The sequence below is a fragment of the Roseateles sp. P5_E11 genome, assembly GCF_054049355.1.
Genome location: NZ_JBFUMO010001143.1, coordinates 1 through 756 on the forward strand (window position 1 = coordinate 1; position 756 = coordinate 756).

Sequence of the window (756 nt, forward strand, 5' to 3'; positions counted from 1 at the left end):
CATGACCGCCGAGATCACGTAGGCGCTGAGCTTGAACGCGACCGGGTCATAGCCGAGGAAGCGCACGCGACCTTCGGCGTCGCGGATGGCCTGCAGGATGCGGCCCCAGCGGCTTTTCGTCAGTGCCCGGGCGATCAGGTAGCAAGTAATCAGCGCCACGCCGCTGGCCACGCACAGGCCGACCTTCATGCCCGGCGTGTTCAGCGGCATGCCGGCCAGGCGCTTGAAGTCGGTGAAGCCATTGTTGCCGCCAAAACCCGTCTCGTTGCGGAAGAACAGCAGCATGGCCGCCACCGTCAGCGCCTGCGTGATGATGGAAAAATACACGCCCTGGATGCGCGAGCGGAAGGCGAAGTAGCCGAACACCGCCGCCAGCAGGCCGGGCACGGCCAACGCCAGGAAGATCTGGCCCACCAGCGAATCGCTGAGCGCCCAGTGCCAGGGCAGTTCCTTCCAGTTCAGGAAGACCATGAAGTCCGGCAGGTCCGACTGGTACTGCCCTTCGCGGCCAATCTGGCGCATCAAATACATGCCCATGCCATAGCCACCCAGGGCAAAGAAAAGCCCATGGCCCAGCGACAGGATGCCGCCGAAACCCCAGATGAGGTCCAAGGCCAGGGCACAAATGGCAAAGCAAAGAAACTTGCCGAGCAGGCCCACGTAGAACTCGCTCAAGTGCAGCGCGTGGCCGGGCGGGAAAGCGAGGTGCAGCAAGGGCACGAACAGCAGCACGAGGGCCACCGCGATGAGCAACGT

1 protein-coding gene is annotated in these 756 nt (G+C 63.8%); it reads right to left on the reverse strand.

The window, feature by feature from the left end; translation table 11 throughout:
• On the reverse strand, positions 1–753 hold a 753-nt coding region (gene urtC, locus ACXJKR_RS33965), incomplete at its 3' end, for an urea ABC transporter permease subunit UrtC (protein WP_457326608.1).
• Positions 754–756: the final 3 nt, after the last annotated feature.